This window comes from Collinsella sp. AF37-9 (assembly GCF_003475115.1).
Lineage (GTDB): Bacteria > Actinomycetota > Coriobacteriia > Coriobacteriales > Coriobacteriaceae > Collinsella.
Map to the genome: position 1 here is coordinate 49,995 of NZ_QROQ01000001.1, position 16,073 is coordinate 66,067.

At 65.6% G+C, this 16,073-nt stretch carries 16 protein-coding genes; 5 read left to right on the forward strand and 11 right to left on the reverse strand.

Annotated features, from left to right (window positions below; translation table 11 throughout):
- Positions 1 to 85: 85 nt before the first annotated feature.
- The 10 genes from cobS to cobM are packed head-to-tail and all read right to left on the reverse strand — an operon-like array spanning position 86 to position 9,326.
- The gene (cobS, locus tag DW024_RS00190) at positions 86 to 853 is read right to left on the reverse strand and encodes an adenosylcobinamide-GDP ribazoletransferase (protein WP_158572098.1); all 768 of its coding nucleotides are present in this window, start codon (positions 851 to 853) and stop codon (positions 86 to 88) included.
- Entirely contained in the window at positions 850 to 1,398 is a 549-nt protein-coding gene (locus tag DW024_RS00195) for a bifunctional adenosylcobinamide kinase/adenosylcobinamide-phosphate guanylyltransferase (RefSeq protein WP_118372844.1), read from the reverse strand. The genes cobS and DW024_RS00195 overlap by 4 nt, the downstream gene beginning before the upstream one ends.
- Positions 1,395 to 2,537 carry a nicotinate-nucleotide--dimethylbenzimidazole phosphoribosyltransferase gene (cobT, locus tag DW024_RS00200; RefSeq protein WP_117842463.1) on the reverse strand — a complete coding sequence of 381 codons (1,143 nt, stop codon included), beginning with the start codon at positions 2,535 to 2,537 and terminating at the stop codon, positions 1,395 to 1,397. The genes DW024_RS00195 and cobT overlap by 4 nt, the downstream gene beginning before the upstream one ends.
- Positions 2,530 to 3,912, reverse strand: a complete 1,383-nt coding sequence (locus DW024_RS00205) for a cobyrinate a,c-diamide synthase (RefSeq protein WP_233541286.1) — start codon at positions 3,910 to 3,912, stop codon at positions 2,530 to 2,532. Before DW024_RS00205 ends, cobT begins: the two co-directional genes overlap by 8 nt.
- The gene (gene cbiE / locus DW024_RS00210; RefSeq protein WP_117769634.1) at positions 3,909 to 5,258 is read right to left on the reverse strand and encodes a precorrin-6y C5,15-methyltransferase (decarboxylating) subunit CbiE; all 1,350 of its coding nucleotides are present in this window, start codon (positions 5,256 to 5,258) and stop codon (positions 3,909 to 3,911) included. The genes DW024_RS00205 and cbiE overlap by 4 nt, the downstream gene beginning before the upstream one ends.
- A complete protein-coding gene (gene cobJ / locus DW024_RS00215; RefSeq protein ID WP_117769633.1) occupies positions 5,246 to 5,989 on the reverse strand; it encodes a precorrin-3B C(17)-methyltransferase in 744 nt (247 codons plus the stop codon). Before cobJ ends, cbiE begins: the two co-directional genes overlap by 13 nt.
- Entirely contained in the window at positions 5,989 to 7,122 is a 1,134-nt protein-coding gene (locus DW024_RS00220; RefSeq protein ID WP_117769632.1) for a cobalt-precorrin 5A hydrolase, read from the reverse strand. The genes cobJ and DW024_RS00220 overlap by 1 nt, the downstream gene beginning before the upstream one ends.
- Positions 7,123 to 7,356, reverse strand: coding sequence for a hypothetical protein (locus tag DW024_RS00225; RefSeq protein ID WP_199576891.1), 234 nt, complete (start codon positions 7,354 to 7,356; stop codon positions 7,123 to 7,125). It lies immediately after the preceding gene.
- Positions 7,349 to 8,533, reverse strand: coding sequence for a cobalt-precorrin-5B (C(1))-methyltransferase CbiD (cbiD, locus tag DW024_RS00230; protein ID WP_233504585.1), 1,185 nt, complete (start codon positions 8,531 to 8,533; stop codon positions 7,349 to 7,351). The genes DW024_RS00225 and cbiD overlap by 8 nt, the downstream gene beginning before the upstream one ends.
- A 1-nt stretch (position 8,534) precedes the next feature.
- On the reverse strand, positions 8,535 to 9,326 hold the full coding sequence (gene cobM, locus DW024_RS00235) for a precorrin-4 C(11)-methyltransferase (protein ID WP_117769631.1): 792 nt from the start codon (positions 9,324 to 9,326) through the stop codon (positions 8,535 to 8,537).
- A 458-nt stretch (positions 9,327 to 9,784) separates the two neighbouring features.
- Here cobM and DW024_RS00240 point away from each other — a divergent pair, with 458 nt between their 5' ends.
- The 5 genes from DW024_RS00240 (at position 9,785) to DW024_RS00260 (ending at position 15,328) form a co-directional block, all read left to right on the forward strand.
- Positions 9,785 to 10,711: a sirohydrochlorin cobaltochelatase gene (locus tag DW024_RS00240; protein WP_117847695.1), complete on the forward strand. Its 927-nt coding sequence runs from the start codon at positions 9,785 to 9,787 to the stop codon at positions 10,709 to 10,711.
- Positions 10,712 to 10,856: 145 nt separating this feature from the next.
- Positions 10,857 to 11,390, forward strand: a complete 534-nt coding sequence (locus DW024_RS00245) for a hypothetical protein (RefSeq protein ID WP_117769629.1) — start codon at positions 10,857 to 10,859, stop codon at positions 11,388 to 11,390.
- 4 nt (positions 11,391 to 11,394) lie between these two features.
- Positions 11,395 to 12,966, forward strand: coding sequence for an ABC transporter substrate-binding protein (locus DW024_RS00250; RefSeq protein ID WP_147332602.1), 1,572 nt, complete (start codon positions 11,395 to 11,397; stop codon positions 12,964 to 12,966).
- Positions 12,967 to 12,988: 22 nt separating this feature from the next.
- Entirely contained in the window at positions 12,989 to 14,011 is a 1,023-nt protein-coding gene (locus DW024_RS00255; protein ID WP_117769627.1) for an iron ABC transporter permease, read from the forward strand.
- Positions 14,012 to 14,062: 51 nt separating this feature from the next.
- Positions 14,063 to 15,328 (forward strand): ABC transporter ATP-binding protein, encoded by a 1,266-nt coding sequence (locus DW024_RS00260; RefSeq protein WP_233504584.1) that lies wholly within the window; start codon positions 14,063 to 14,065, stop codon positions 15,326 to 15,328.
- 112 nt (positions 15,329 to 15,440) lie between these two features.
- Here the strand turns inward: DW024_RS00260 and DW024_RS00265 are convergent, their stop codons facing one another.
- Complete coding sequence (locus DW024_RS00265; RefSeq protein ID WP_157757975.1) at positions 15,441 to 16,052, reverse strand: TetR/AcrR family transcriptional regulator; 612 nt, start codon at positions 16,050 to 16,052, stop codon at positions 15,441 to 15,443.
- Positions 16,053 to 16,073 lie beyond the last annotated feature (21 nt).

Consider the following 16,073-nt stretch of genomic DNA (forward strand, 5'->3'; position numbering starts at 1 on the left):
GCGTCGACGAAATCGTCCGCCGCGAACCCGAGTTTTTCGCGCACGAAGGTCCTCTTCCCCGAATGCGCGCCACCTACCACGAGCATCATAGGAGCATGCCCCCCACCACCAGCATGGCAAGCATCGCGAGCTCGGCCCATTGCAGAAACCATCCGGCCAAATCCCCCGTCACCCCGCCGAAGCGGGACAGGGCAACATGGCGGTACCACGCGAGCACCAAAAGCCCCGCCACCGCCATAAAGGCGCCGACGGCCTGAGCGCACGCGACCATCCCTGCAGCCGAAGCCGCAGCGAAAGCGCAAAGCGGCACGACGATCGCCGCGCGCTTCTTCGCAGGCGAGAGCCCCGCGGCCATGCCGTCCGCCCGCGCGGCAGGCCAGCATTCAACGGCGAGCCCCGAAAGCGAGCGGGAGAACACGAGAGAGCACAGAAGCGCGAGGAACGCCCCCGCCGTAAGCGACAGCGCGGTGAAAAGGGAAAACTGCAGAATAAGGTACACAACAACACCGATGACCCCGAAGGCGCCCGCTCGCGGGTCGTGCATGATCTCGAGCTTTCGCTCGCGCGGGGCCCAACTTGCAAGCGCATCGGAGGTGTCGCAGAGCCCGTCTAGGTGGATGCCTCCCGTCACCGCCACAGGCAGCGCCACGAGCACGGCCGCGACGATGGTCGCGGGCACGCCGAGCAAGTTCGCCACGTACCCCCACGCCGTCATGAGGAAGCCTTCCGCAAGGCCCACCAGGGGAAACGCGGCAAGCGCATGGGTTGACCCGAAATCGGTCCAGGCCGATTTCGGGACGGGGATGCGCGAGAACGTTCCGAACGCCGCGCCGATTGCCTCTACTATCTTCACCTTGTAGGTCCTTCGCCTTTCATCCACACGGGAATCCCGCATACCACTTCGACTGCGCGGTCGGCCAGCGCCGCCACACCCGCGTTCACGCGCGCGAGCGCGCGCCTCCATGCCTCGGTCCCTTCATCGTAGCGCATCCCATCGGCGAACACGTCGACGGTGACCACCACCGTATACGCAGCGGCCTGAGCGAGCCGTTCAATGCCTCCGAGCACCTCGCGCGCCGCAGCGTCGGGGTCACGCGGGGACAAGCCGCCTTCCGCGAAGAGCTCGTTCGCAACCAGGTTGCCCACGTCCTCCAAAAGAAGCGTGCAGCCGCGCGGAAGCCCGGGCACTGCGGCGCCCACGTCACGCGTGCACTCGAGGGTAGAAAACCCCTTGCCCTCGCGCAGCGCCCGATGGCGCGCGATGCGGCGGGCGCCCTCTTCCCCGAAGGGCTCCATCGTTGCCAGGTACACGCGGGGGCCGTCGTGCCCGAGGCACAGGGACTCGGCGTAGGCGCTCTTGCCGCTCGCGGCGGCGCCGATGACGAGTGTCACCGTCATTTCCCGGCCTCGAAATGCTCGTAAGCAGCCATGCCAGTCGCCGTGAACGTCTTCCCATCCCGGTACACGCGCAACGCCGAATCCAGAAGGGGCAGATACGCCATGGCGCCCGCGCCCTCGCCCAAGTGCATGCCTGCGTCGAGTGGTGCCTTTATGCCGAGCTCGCGAAGGAGCTCCTGGCTTGCGGGTTCGCTTGATGCGTGGGTGCCCACGAGGTAGCCCAAGGCGTTGGGGCACAGGCGCGCCGCGCACAGGGCCGCCGTGCAGGATATGACCCCGTCGAGGAGCGCCGGCGCCTTCGAGGCCGCGGCCCCCAGGTAGAAGCCACACATCGCCGCGATGTCGAAGCCGCCCACCTTCGAGAGCACGTCGATCGGGTCGGCGGGATCGGGCGAGTTCGCGTCGATAGCGCGCTCGACCACGTCGCGCTTGCGCGCGAGCGATGCGTCCGAGAGCCCCGCGCCGCGCCCGACGAGGCTCCGCGCGTCCGCCCGGATGAGCACTGCGGCCACCGCCGCCGAGGTGGTCGTGTTGCCGATGCCCATCTCGCCCGAGGCCAGAAGGCGCACGCCGGCGCGGGCAAGCCCGCACGCGACGGCGATACCGACCTCGATCGCGCGCACGGCCCCATCGCGAGACATAGCGGGGCCGTGCGCGATGTTGCCGCTCCCCCGCCGCACGTTCGCGCGCACCATGCGCGCGTCTTCTATGCCCCGGGCCATACCCACGTCGACGGGCACGACCTCGGCACCCGCGAACGCCGCCATGCGGCAGGCGCTCGTGGCCCCCTCGCACATGTTGCGCGCGACGGCTCGCGTCACGTCTTGCCCGCTTTGCGACACGCCTTCGGCAACGACCCCGTTGTCGGAGAAGAATACCGCGAGCGCACGGGGAAACTCGGCCACCTCGGCGCTCCCCTGAGCTGCGGCGATACACGCGACGGCGTCTTCAAAGTCGCCCAATCCCCCCAAGGGGTGCGCGATGGAATCCCACGCGGCGTACGCGGCGGCGCGGGCACACTCGTCTGCGGGCGCGATCCGGGAAAGCGTGGCTTCGAGCACGGCGCCCGGCGCCGACGAGAACGCACGCTCGACTTCCTCGCGGATGCAGGCAAGCGCGGTTTCGGTTGCTTCAGCCATGCAGTCTCCTCTCTACGAACGACGCTGCGGCAGACGCGAACGCGCGCGCAACGTCGGGGTTCGCAGGATAGTACACATGCGGGAAGCCCGCCACCAGGGACGGGGTAGTCGTCATGCACGGCCAGCCCTTGTCGCGCCGGGGCTTCTGCGCCCAAAAGTCGCCGCCCGGGTAGGCGGACTGCCAGTAGTGGAACTCGTGCGCGCGGATGCGTGTGCCGCGCGGCCCGTAGAGCCCGTCGCGTTGGGAAGTGAGCTCCACGTACCCGAAATGGGACAGCCTTCCCCCGTTCTCGCTTGCGCCCTCAAGGGCGCCCGCAACAGGCCAGCGCCGCCCCTCGCTATCGGCGATTTCGCGCTGCAGGTACAGAAACCCACCGCATTCGGCGACCGTCGGCATGCCGGATTCCACCGCGCGCCGCACCGCCTCGCGCATCGGCGCGTTCTCGGAGAGCTGCCGCGCATGGAGTTCCGGGTAGCCGCCCCCCAGATAGAGGGCGCTTGTCCCCCGGGGCAACTCGCTATCACACAAGGGGCTGAAAAAGGCCAGCTCGCAACCCAGGTCCTCGAGCGCGCGCAGGTTCTCCTCGTAGTAGAACGAGAACGCCTCGTCACGCGCGACGGCGACGATGGGCCGCGCTCCCGCGATCGGCTCCAACCGGTAAGGTTCCTCGCGGATATCGGGTGCCGTCACCGCTATTTCGAGCAAGCGGTCGACGTCGACGCTCTTTTCCACCAGCTCGGCCATCTTGTCGATGCGCGCGGAGAGCTGCTCGACCTCGTCGGCGGTCACAAGCCCCAGATGCCGGCTTTCGAGCGAGAACGCCTCGTCGGCGGGGATATTCCCCAAAACCGCGACGCCCGTGTGCTTCTCGATCGCAGGCTTCGCGTAGGCGCAGGCAGCGGCGCTCGTCTTGTTCAGCACGACGCCGCGCACGTTCGCACAAGGCAGGAACTCGGCGATGCCGCGGATTACGGCGGCGAGCGATAAAGACGCCCCGCGCCCGTTCACCACTAAAACGACCGGCGTTTCCGTGTCGCGCGCAACCTGGTAGCTGCTCGCGTAGGCCACGCCGGGCGCCATGCCGTCGTAGAAGCCCATGACCCCCTCGAGCACCGCGACATCCGCGCCCGCGGCGCCGCGTGCGAGCAGGGCGCGCAGCGTCGGGGCGTCGGTGAAGAAACCGTCTAAGTTGCCCGAGCGCGCACCCACGACGCGGCGATGAAAGAGCGGGTCAATGTAGTCGGGGCCGCATTTGAAGGCCGCGCATGCAAGGCCGCGGCGCGCGAGCGCGCGCAGGAGCGCACACGTTACGACCGTCTTGCCGCTCCCGCTCGAGGGCGCAGCGACCATGAAGCGCGGGATGGACGTGCTCACCGGGCACCGCCTTCCCCACCTGCACCACGCGCGCTGACGAGGAACACGGGGTTTTGCGCCTTCATAAGATGATGCGAGCCTACAGCCTCGGCACGGGCGGCCGACACCTGGCACGCCTCGAACCCCTTAAAGCGCGAACCCGAGAGGAGCGCGCACGCCTCAGTGAGTGTCTCAATGGTGACGCATGGCACACACAGGCGAACCTGCGAATTCTTCTCGAGCGCCGCCTCCACGATGGAGGGAAGCTCGCCCGCGCTCCCGCCGACGAACACGGCGTCGGGGACGGGCAGTTTCGCGAGCGCTTCGGGAGCGACGCCGGGGACCGCATACACGTTGCCGCACCCGAATGCATCCGCGTTCTCTCGGATGAGCCGCACGCCGGTCGCGTTGCGCTCGACCGCCCATACCGACCCCGCTCGCGCGACGAGCGCCGCCTCGATCGACACGCTCCCCGTGCCGGCGCCGACGTCCCACACGGTGTCGGTCGCGGTAAGGCGCAGCTTCGCGAGCGCGACGGCTCGCACCTCCTGCTTGGTCATGGGAACGTCACCGCGGATGAAGAGCTCGTCGGGAATGCCCGAGGAAGCGTACGGCCAGCGGGAGCTCGCGGCGCGGGATGCGCCCGCAGAGTCCACCACGGAAGAAGTCGCCGCGGGCGCAGACGCGCCGGCCGGCGCCTCGGAGGCTGCGCTAGAGCCCGCAGGCGACCCGGCGCCGCCTGCGAAATCGATAAGCATCACGTTCAAGTCGTCGAACGTCTGACCTGCGATTTCACTTGCGGTCGCACAGATGATGCGCTCGTCGGGGTACGACAGGCGCTCGGCCACCGTCACGCGCGCGTCCCCGAAGCCCGCCTGCACAAGCTCGCCGGAAAGCCGCGAGGGGTCTTCCCCGCCCGACGTGACGAGGAAGAGCTCACCTGCGCGCTCGCCCTCGGCCACGATGTCGCACGCCACGCCGTGAGCGCTCGCAAAGCGCCAATCCTGCCATGGACGCGCGAGGCGCGCGGCGAGATACGACGCTGAGCTTATGCCGGGAATGACGCGCACGTCCACCTGCGCGTTGCCGGAGAGCGCCTCCACCAGGCGGCGCGCGCCGCTGAACAGCCCCACATCGCCCGTCATCACGACCACGGCGCGCTGCCACGACGCCGCATCGGTGAGCGCGGCGACGATGTCCGCCGTCTTCACGAGCTCGCATCTCACCACGTCGGGCGGCACGTCGATGCCGGCAAGCGCGCGATGAGCGCCGATGACCACATCGGCGATGTCGATCGCGTCGAGCGCCGCGCGCGAGAGCAAGTCGGGGTTTCCGGGCCCCGCCCCGATGATCGTTACCTTTCGCATGGAATCTCCCGATACCCGCGCGGCGTGACCATACGGCCGCCTACGAGCTTCGTGTCCGCGTTGCCGACGAACACGGTGGTGAACATGTCGGCGTCGATCTCCCCCAGCTCGGAGAGCCTGCACATGCCCGACTGCTGCCCCTCGCGCCCGATGTTGCGTACCCAGCCGCAGAGCGTGTCGGGGGCCTTCCATTCGAGCATAATCTTCGCCGCGCGTGAGAGCCTGTCGGCGCGCTTTCTGCTGCGCGGGTTGTACAAACAGATGCAGAAGTCGGCGCTCGCCACGGCGGCGAGCCTGCGCTCGATGACCTCCCACGGCGTGAGCAGGTCGGAGAGCGACACGACCGCGAAGTCGTGGGCAAGCGGGGCGCCGAGCACCGCCGACCCGCTCTGAGCCGCGGTGGCCCCGGCGATAACTTCCACGTCTACATCGGGGTAGTCCTCCGCAAGCTCCAGCACGGGGCTCGCCATGCCGTACACGCCCGCGTCACCGCTGCACACGAGCGCCACGGCTTCTCCGCTCTGCGCGCGCGAAAGCGCCAGGCGGCACCGTTCGACCTCGTGCATCATCGGCGTCGCGAGATGCGCCGCGTCGGGCACGGCGGCGAGCGCGAGCTCCACGTATTTCGTGTACCCCACAACGATGTCGGCCGCCTCGAGCGCGCGCCGGGCCGCAATCGTCATGCCGTCGGGGCCGCCCGGGCCGATCCCCACCACGAAGAGCTTTCCCATCACCGCTCCTTAAACGAAAGTTCGATAGTTACCTTGGAAAACGCGACGGTCACGCCGCCATGAGCGAGCTTCGGGAAGATAAGTTTGCCCCCGTCCGCGAGCGCCGCGCGCTCGCACACGTTGTCAACCCCCACCGTCGCGCGCACGAAATCAGATGGCGAAACGCTGCCTTCGACTTGCGACAACTCATCTGCGGAATACGTCGCAAGCGGAATGTTGCGCGCGCGGCAGAAGGCGAGCAGACCCTCCTCGTGCGCCTTCACGTCAATCGTCGCCGCCTTGCGCACGGCCGAAGGCGAGATACCCGCCTGCCCGCACGCGAGAAGAAACGCCTCCTCGATCGCTTCGGCGCACGCACCGCGACGGCACCCAATGCCCGCAACGATGCAGGGCACGACAAGGCGAAGCGGCTCGGGCGCAGGCGCCTGCGCCCGCACGCCCGCCGGCTTCCCCGTCTCACCGGCGGGCACGACCTTGCCCGTTGTCTCCGCCACGCGAACGGACGCACCTTCATTCGCGCCAGCAAACGGCGACACGACGATATCGGCCCGAGCGCGGTCGGACGCAATGTCAACTCCCTCAGGCGGTTGTCCCGAAATCGGCATGTCGGAATAGAGCGCCACGCGCCCGCCAGAAAGCAGCCGCGCCGACACTCGCTTGATGGCCTCGGGATTCGAAACGGGGAGCCCCGCACAGCGCGCCCACGTATCCACCGCCCACACGCCGCGGACGTCGGTCGCCGTGGTGATGACGGGGATGGCCCCTGCCGCGCGTGCCACAGTTTGCGCAAGCTCGTTCGCACCGCCCAAATGCCCCGACAAAAGCGGGACGGCAAAGCGCCCCGCCTCGTCGATCGCCACAACCGCGGGATCGTTTACCTTCGAGGCGACATGCGGCGCGATCGCCCGCACGGCGATGCCCGCCGCGCCCACGAACAGAAGCGCGTCCGACGCTTCCCACGTGAGCGCCGTCCATGCGCGCAGGTCGGCCTTCCCCTCGCCGAACCCGCGCGAAACGGAAACGTCCCAGCCAGGGTCATCTTCACCTGTCTGCGCGCAATCGGAAAGCGCGCGTGCGGTGCGCTCCGCCAACGCATACCCCCTCTCAGTGAACGCTATGCAGGAAACCCTCATCTAGCGCACCACCATCGTCGAGAAGTAGCTGCCCCGATCGGGCACATCGTCGAGCGAGCGGTACACGCGCTCGCCCGGAAGCCCACAGTCCTCTACGAGCTCGGCACCGTCGAAGGTGCCCTCCTCGCGAAGGATACGCTTCGTGTCCGCAAGCGAGCGGCGCGCCTTCATAGCCACCTTCGTCCCTGGCCAGCCGATTGCGCGGCCCACCCCATACAGCACGCCTTTACTCATACGTCGCCCCCAATTCCCCGATAACTGCATCGGCGCCCGACGTGCGGAAAAGCTCACGGCGCTCCGCGTCGAACACGACCGCGGCGATGTCGCATGCGCCCGCCGCGCGGCGGCGCAACCTGTCCTCGATTGCCGCAGCGAGCGAGGCGCGCGCAGCGTCCCCCACGCCGGCGGCCTCGATTACCTCGAGCGCCGCCGTGGTCGTGACCGACGACATGATCTCGCGCACGGTCTTCGCGCCCGCGCCGGCCAAGGCCGCGTGGGCGGCCAGAATCTCCGCGCGGCAGTCGGCGGTACGCGAATGGGTGTCCATGATGCCGCCAGCGACCTTCACCAGCTTGCCGATGTGTCCCACAAGAAGAACATTGGTAAATCCCTCGCGAACGCAGCAATCAATCGCATCGCCCACAAAGTTGGAGATGAAGACCACCGGCGCTCCGTTTAGGTGAAAATGCCCCGAGATGAACTGCTCGCCGTAGTTGCCGGGCGTGAGTACGACTCCGCGCCGCCCCATAGCCGCATGCTGCCGGATCTCGAGCTCGATGCTGTCGCGCAAGGCAGCGAGGCTGCGCGGCTCGACGATGCCCGTCGTGCCCAGGATGGAGATGCCGCCCTCTATCCCCAGGTGCGGGTTGAAGGTCTTTTCGGCAAGGGCAACACCCTCGGGTACCGAAATCGTCACAGCAATATTTCCAGAAAAGCCGTGCGCGGCGCACACCTCGCGCACCGCCGAAGTGATCATCGCGCGCGGCGTCGCGTTGATGGCGGCCGCCCCCACCGGCTGCTCGAGCCCGGGCAACGTCACGCGCCCCACGCCCACGCCGCCATCGACGGAAACTTCCGATTCGCGCGTGGGCACGCCCTTGCTGCCCGCAGCGCCCGTGCCCGACCCCGCATGTTCCACGCGCGCGTACACGAGCACGCCGTCGGTCACATCGGCATCGTCGCCTGCGTCCTTTTGCACGGCGCACTGGGCGCACCCCTCGCCGATGCATGCATCGACCACGTCCGTCTCGACGGGCAGCCCGCCGGGGGTGACGATCGACACGTGGCCGACGGGCTTTCGTGATAAGAGCATCTCGCAGGCCGCCTTCGCCGCGAGCGTGGCGCAGCTCCCCGTGGTATAGCCGCAGCGCAGGCAGGTCGTCCCGGTATATATGTAGTGCTCGAAGGCCACGCTAGCTGCTCGCCTTCCGATACCCCGTGGCAAACGAAGGGTCGTAAAGCTTGCTGCGCTCGTACGGCTCCGCTTGCGCGCCGTCGTGCGCAAGCCCGCCGCGAGCTCCGAGCACGCGGCCCACCACCACGAGCGCCGTGCGGTCGATGCCCTCTCGCGCACCCGCATCGGCGAGCGTGCCCACTGTGCAGCGCACCACGCGCTCCTCAGGCCAGGTCGCCTTGTACACGAGCGCCGCCGGCTCGTCGGAGCTGCGGCCCGCGGCCAAAAGCTCGGCGGAAAGCTCGGCGAGCATACCCGAGCTCAAGAAGATGACCATAGTCGAGCCGCTTTCCGCCATGGTGCGCATGCCCTCGCCCGCGGGCATGGGGGTGCGCCCGGAAAGCCGCGTGATCACGACCGACTGGCTGATTCCCGGCAGCGTGTATTCCTGGCGAAGCGCCGCCGCGGCACCGCAAAAGCTCGACACGCCGGGCACCACCTCGTAGTCCACGCCGCTCGCGTCGAGCGCGTCCATCTGCTCCTGGATGGCGCCGTACAGGCACGGATCGCCCGTGTGCAGGCGCACCACTTCCTCGCCCCGTGCATCCGCCGCGCACATCACGTCGAGCACTTCCTCCAAGGTCATGTGCGCGCTGTCGTAGACGACGCAGGATTCCTTGCACTCGGCGAGCAGCTCGGGGTTCACAAGGCTCCCCGCCCAAACGACCACGTCGGCCGCGCGCAGAAGGCGCGCCCCGCGCAGCGTGATAAGGTCGGCGGCGCCCGAGCCTGCGCCAACGATATGAATCATCCGAGCCTTCCCTTCCCGTTTCTCATCGCAACCGTTTACGCCGCCATTCGCGCAGCGGACAAAACACGGCGCCTGCGGCGGCAATCGGCGCAAATACGCAGGCAGGAGGCGCAATGCCGCCCGCCCTGGCTTTGACACGTTCACAAGTGCCCACTATCATAGTAAAAGTTTCGGCAACGAGCATATGACAATCGGATAAAAGGAAATGACCGGCGCGGCGCCCGCACAGCCCGCGCTGGCTTGCGGAGGGAACCAGGTGGGAATCCTGGGCAAGGGACATTACTGTATAGGACGCGCGGGCGAACCGCCTCGCGCCCCAAGCCAGACTGCTTCGCCTTTTCCTCACGGCATCGCCGTGGCGTTAGCTCCTTGTGAACCCCGAGGGGTGCGCTTTTCTTTCGCTTGTGCCGACAAGCAACTGTCGCCGGGGGACCGGCAAACCGAGGAAAGGAAAAACCATGTCCGACCAGATGTCACGCCGCGGCTTCATGGGCGCCGCAGCAACCGGAGCCGTCGCGCTCGCCGGAGTCGCGCTCGCGGGCTGCTCCAGCACCTCCGCAAGTTCCGAGAAATCGAGCGAAAAGGAGAAGGCCGTGAAGCCGGTCATCCTCGTCACGAGCTTCGGCACGAGCTACAACGACTCGCGCCACATCACCATCGGCGCCATCGAAGACGCTATTCGCGAGAAGTACTGGCAGGACTACGACATCCGCCGCGCCTTCACCGCGCAGATCATCATCGACAAGCTGAAGAAGCGCGACGGCATCACGATCGACAACATGACCGAGGCGCTCGACCGCTGCGTGAAAGACGGCGTGAAGGAAATCGTCGTGCAGCCGACGCATCTCATGGGTGGCCTGGAATACACCGACGTGAAAGACGAGCTCGACAAGTACGCCGACAAGTTCGACAAAATCTCGCTCGGCGACCCGCTGCTCACCTCCGACGATGACTATAAGAAGGTGGCCGCAGCCATTAAGGAGAACATGGCGTCCTTCGACGACGGCAAGACGGCGCTGTGCCTCATGGGCCACGGCACCGAAGCCGATTCCAACGCCGACTATGCCAAGATGCAGGAAGTGTTCAAGAACGAGGGCTTGACGCAGTTCTTCGTCGGCACCGTCGAGGCTGAACCGACCTGCGAGGATGTTATCGCCGCCGCGAGCGCCGCAGGCTACAAGAAGGCCGTGCTCGCGCCGTTCATGGTGGTCGCGGGCGACCACGCGAACAACGACATGGCAGACGAGACCGACCCCGACAGCTGGGCTTCGAAGTTCGTGGCCGCCGGCTTCGAAGTGACGTGCCTACTCCAGGGTCTGGGACAGAACGTCGCGGTCGACGACATCTACGTCTCGCACGTGGACGACGCCATCGCCAAGCTGTAAACTCGCCGCGCACGGGGGCGCCGGTCGCGTCCCCGTGCAACGGGCATGCGCCTTTCCCCGACTGACGACGCATGCCCGTTGCATTCGCATCCCGCCCGCCCACCGCACGGCGCGGGCGGTCGAAGCGATTGAAAGGAACCCCTCCATGTTGAAGAAAACCCTCGTCTTCGCCCTGTCGGCGGCGCTTTTCGCGTTCTCGCTCGCCGGCTGCGGCGGAAATTCAATCGACAGCGCAATGGCAAGCGATGCCGATTCCCAGGAAAAGACCGAACAGGCGGCCGATGCGCCCGAGGGCGCAAGCGCTGCCCCCATTACCGCCGACAAGGTGGCTGACGGCACCTATCCAATCACCGTAGATTCCAGCTCGAACATGTTCAGGATTGTGGACGCCCAGCTCATCGTGGAAAACGGCTCCATGCACTGCGTGATGACACTTTCCGGCACGGGCTACGGCAAGCTCTTCATGGGCACGGGCGACGAGGCTGCCGCCGCGAGCGAGGCCGACTTCATCCCCTATGTGGAAAACGCGGAAGGCAAGTACACCTACGACGTGCCCGTTGAAGCGCTCGACGAGGACACCGCCTGCGCCGCGTGGAGCATTAAAAGGGAGCGGTGGTACGACCGCACGCTCGTGTTCGAATCCGCCGGCGTCGATCTGCGCGCCGACGCACTGAAGTAACGCCATGCGGTCGATTCTTCCCAAGGGGGAAAACAGGAAGTGCCGCAGCATCGCGGCGCGCGTAATCGCCTGCGTTCTCGTCGCCCTGCTCGCGCTTCCCTTCGCGGGGTGCAGTGCGAGCCCGAACGCGACCGGTGCCACGGCGGGCTCTCAGGAATACACGGTGAGCGTCTCGCTTTCCGGCGGGTCAGGGCGCGCAAGCATCGCCTCACCAACCACAATTGTGAAGGATGGCGACACCTACACCGCGACCATCACCTGGTCGAGTTCGAACTACGACAAGATGACCGCCGACGGCGTGGACTACGCGCCCGTAAACGACGGCGGCAACTCCACGTTCGAGATACCCGTCACACTCGACGAGGACATCGCCGTGTCGGCCGAGACCGTCGCCATGTCGACGCCGCACACCATCGACTACACGCTCCACTTCGACTCATCCACCATGAAGGAGAAATCGGGCAACGATGCAAGCGGCGGCTCCCCTGCGGGAACGGCTTCAAGCGCCGCGGCCGACTTCCACAACGCCGATTTGGGCTGCGGCTGGGAGCCGACGGGGGCGCTTCAGCTTGAATACGCCAAGCACTTCACTGTCGACGAGTACGAAGGCGGCCTGCGGCTTATCTGCATTTCGAACGGGGAGCGCTTCCTCGTGGTGCCGCAGGATGCGAAGGTACCTGATGGGTTGAGCCCCGACATCGCGGTCATAAGGCGCCCCGCCGACAAGGTGTACCTCGTGTCGTCGGCAACGATGTGCCTGGTCGACGCGCTCGATGCGAACGACAATATCTTAATGTCGGGCACGAAGGCCGACGATTGCTCGGTCGCGGGCTTCAAAAGCGCGCTCGAAAGTGGAGCGATCGCCTACGGCGGCAAGTACAGCGCGCCCGACTACGAGCGAATATCGGCCTCGGGCTGCACGCTCGCCATCGAGAACACCATGATCAACCACACGCCCGATGTGAAGGAAAAGCTGCAGAAGCTCGGGCTCGTCGTGCTCACCGAACAGTCGTCGAGCGAGCCCGAAGCACTCGGGCGCGTCGAGTGGATTAAGCTTTTCGGCGTCCTGTTCGACAAGGAAGACGAGGCCGCACGCCTGTTCAACGAGCAGAAGGCCCGCGTCGAGCAAACGTCGGGGCTCGCGTCTTCAGGTAAAACCGTGGCGTATTTCTACATTAACTCGAACGGGGCCGCCGTCACGCGGCGGGCAGGCGACTACGTGGCGCAGATGATCGAGCTTGCAGGCGGCAGCTACGCGCTCGATGACGCGCAGACGGCGTCGACGTCAGGTTCGTCAGTAACGCTCGAAATGGAGCGCTTCTACGCGACGGCGAAGGATGCCGACATCATCGTCTACAACGGCACCATCGACGAATCGGTTGCCACCTTGAACGACTTCGTAGGCAAAAACGCGCTATTGTCGCAGTTCAAAGCCGTGAAGAACGGCAACGTCTGGGTCACAAGCGCCGACATGTACCAGCAGATGACTTCTACCGCCGACATTATCGACGAGCTGCACGGGGCGTTCGCCGGCGATGACGCGAGCGACTTCCATTATCTGAGGAAGCTCGGCTAGCACCATGAGAAGCCGACTTTCCATGGCATACGACGAATCGGGGCGCGCCGCGCGGTGTCGCGTCGTGACGGCGCTGCTCGCTGTTGCCCTCATCGTGCTCGTCGGGACCAACCTGTGCATCGGGAGCGTGCTCGTGCCCGCAGACCACATCCCCGGCATCCTTTCGGGCGGCGCGGCCAATTCCATGGAAAGCCAGGTCATCTGGGAGATTCGCCTGCCGCGCGTGCTTTCAGCCGTGCTTCTCGGCGGGGCACTTTCGCTCTCCGGGTTCCTGCTGCAGACGTTTTTCAACAACCCCATCGCCGACCCGTTCATCTTGGGCGTCTCCTCAGGCGCAAAGTTCGTCGTCGCGCTTACGATGATCGTACTTCTGGGCGCGAACCAGGCCATGTCCTCGCCGGCCATGGTGGCCGCAGCGTTTCTGGGCTCGCTTATCACCATCGGCTTCGTACTCCTCATCGCACGGCGCATAAGTTCCATGGCCATGCTCATCGTAGCGGGCGTCATGGTGGGATACATCTGCTCGGCGGGGACGAACTTCCTCATCGCCTTCGCCGACGACCAGTCCATCGTGAACCTGCACAACTGGTCTTTGGGCAGCTTCTCGGGTTCGAGCTGGGACGACATCGCGGTCATCGCGGTCGTGGTGATCACCGTGAGCGCATGCGTATTCGCGATATCGAAGCCCCTTTCCGCCTTCCAGCTGGGAGAAGCCTACGCGAAAAGCGTCGGCGTGAACGTCGCACGCTTCCGCGTGGTGCTCGTCCTTCTAGCGAGCATTCTCTCCGCCTGCGTGACCGCGTTCGCTGGTCCGGTGTCGTTCGTAGGCATCGCGGTTCCGCATCTCGTGAAGTCGGCGCTGAAGTCGTCGAAGCCCATCCGCGTGATTCCTGCGTGCTTCTTGGGAGGCGCCATCTTCTGCGCGGGCTGCGATTTGATCGCGCGCACGCTGTTCTCTCCCGTCGAGCTTTCCATCAGCGCCGTCACCGCCATCTTCGGCGCGCCGGTGGTTATCGCGCTCATGTTGAAGAAACGGGTGAGGTAGATGGGGGAATTCGTGCCGCGGCCCAAAACGCTCGGAAGGAACATTCCATGCTTGGCCAGTCCTGAGCTCGCACGAAAGCGCCAGAAGGCACTTTCGGCTCGTGCGGAACTGCGCGCGGAACGCCTCCTTCGAGCGGAGTCGAACCTCGAAACCCCGGTCGAAACGCAGGCTGATGGAGCGCCGCTTTTCCGCATAAGCGACCTGTCGGCGGGCTACGACAAGAAGGTCGTAGTCGAAGGCGTCGATCTGGAGGTTCGCGCGGGCGACGTCGTGGCACTCATCGGGCCGAACGGCTCGGGCAAGTCGACCATCTTGAAAACCATCACACGCCATCTGGCACCGCTTGCCGGCGCGGTCGAGCTCGACGGGCGGGAGATTTCCCGATGGAAGACGGCGGAGTTCGCAAGGAACCTTGCCGTTATGCTGACAGATCGCCCCCGGACCGAGCTCCTCACCTGCCGCGATATCGTGGAGGCGGGAAGGCATCCCTACACCGGGCGAATGGGCACACTCTCGCCCGACGACCATAGTCGGGTCGATGAGGCCATGAAAACCGCACATGTGGAAGAGCTCGCCGAGCGCGACTTCATGCAGATAAGCGACGGGCAACGCCAGCGCGTCATGCTCGCACGCGCCATCGCGCAGGATCCGCGTGTGCTCGTGCTCGACGAGCCCACGTCGTATCTCGATATCCGCTACCAGATCGACCTGCTGCGAATACTTCGCCACCTTGCGAAATCGCGGAATGTGGCTGTCATCATGTCCATCCACGAACTCGAGCTCGCGCAGAAAAGCGCCGACAAGGTGATTTGCGTGAAGGACGGCCGGGTCTTCCGCGCCGGCGCACCCGAGGACATATTCACGCGCGAGACGATTGGCGAGCTCTACGGCCTTCAACATGGCACCTTCAACGAGCGCTTCGGCAGCGTGGAAATTGGGCGCCCACACGGCGATGCGCACACGTTCGTCATCGCCGGCGCAGGTACGGGGTCAGCTGTGTTTCGCCAGCTCATCCGGCAGGGCAAGGCATTCTACGCGGGCATTCTGCACGAAGGGGACATCGACTGCGAGCTCGCGCGCGACCTGGCGACGGAATGCGTGGCCGAGCGTGCCTTCGAGCCGATTGGGGATAAAACCATAGCCCGCGCCAAAGAGCTCCTCGTCCACTGCGCGCGCCTTATCGTGTGCCCCGCCGCCTTCGGCACCCTAAACGCCCGCAACGCAGAGCTCGTCGACTTCGCACGCTCACATGGTATCGAGGTCATGCGAGCGCGCGAAGGCGCATCGGAAGATTCCAAATTGGAGTGGGAAGGATAAACTGGACTTTCTTTTAAAGATCCTCAGGCTACAGCTCCTACGCCGACGAGGTCTACAAGGCGCCAGAGAACCTCGTGAACAGGCATTTCCACGCCGACGAGCCCAACTAGGCCTAATCCAAGCGAGATTCCAGACTCGACAGACCATTGAGAGTTAGGTCGTTGGCGACCTCAGAGACACGCTCGATAGGAACCGAGCCGTCAGACAGTGCCCACGTGCGATAGATACCGATAATACCCGACAGCAAAAACGCCAGATAATAGTCGAACATCTCGTCCTTGAGACCTTGGGGCAGCAGATCGCGCTCGGCAATCTCATGTTCGAGCGGCGCACGAAGACGAGCCATGAAATCATCGAGCGGAATATTCTCGATCAGCTGACGATTGAGCACTAAGTTGTTGCACAGTGCCTCATTAACGGTTTTAAAGAAGGTCGCCGCCGCGCCAAGAGCGCGCTCGTTGGTGTCACCGTCCATAGAAGCAAGCGTTTTCTCGACCGAGTCGACAATCATCTCCACCACATCGACGGCAATGGCATCGAGCAGGCCGTCAACCGTACCAAAGTGTACGTAAAAGGTCTTGCGGTCGACATTGGCCTCGCGCGCGATGGCACTCACCGTAATGTCTGCCAGCGGCTTTTCCATGAGCAGGCGCTCGAAAGCCGAAAGGATGGCATTACGGCTGCGAACGATGCGGCGGTCAAGACGCGGTTTGCTGGTTGCCATGGGCGTGTCCCTTCGATATGC